Source organism: Anaerotignum faecicola (assembly GCA_024460105.1).
Classification (GTDB): Bacteria; Bacillota; Clostridia; order Lachnospirales; family Anaerotignaceae; genus JANFXS01.
The window spans coordinates 1-399 of sequence record JANFXS010000513.1 but is presented as its reverse complement, the minus strand read 5'-3'; the positions used below and the strand labels follow the sequence as shown (position 1 = coordinate 399).

The window sequence follows — 399 nt, the reverse complement described above, 5'->3', positions numbered from 1 at the left end:
GGCAAAAAACAGCCGTTCCCTTTTCTAAAAAATAAAGAAATATACGCCGTGGCAGTAATGGAATCCAAAAACGTAAAGGAAAAAATAGGCATAATACCATGTGCGCCGGGACTTTTCAGCCGCCTTGTACCCGTCGGATCAAAGCCTGGCGCTTTTATGCTTGCCGAAGAAATTATACTCCATTTCCTTCCCAAGGTTTTTAAAAACTATAAGATATATTCAAAATCCCTTATCCGTATCACCCGCAACGCCGACATAGACAACGAACAAATATATGACGAAGACCTTGACTATCTGGAACAAATGGAAAAGGTTATAAAACGCCGCCGTAAGCTGGCTCCGGTACAAATGGAATATACGCGCCGCCTTGACGGGGACGTTACGGAAAAACTTTGCGGC

The 399-nt window shown here is 43.6% G+C and carries 1 protein-coding gene; it reads left to right on the top strand.

Going from position 1 to position 399, the window contains the following annotated elements; all coding sequences use genetic code 11:
• The coding region (locus NE664_15145; GenBank protein MCQ4727968.1) for a polyphosphate kinase 1 at nt 1–399 on the top strand (399 nt) is incomplete at both ends.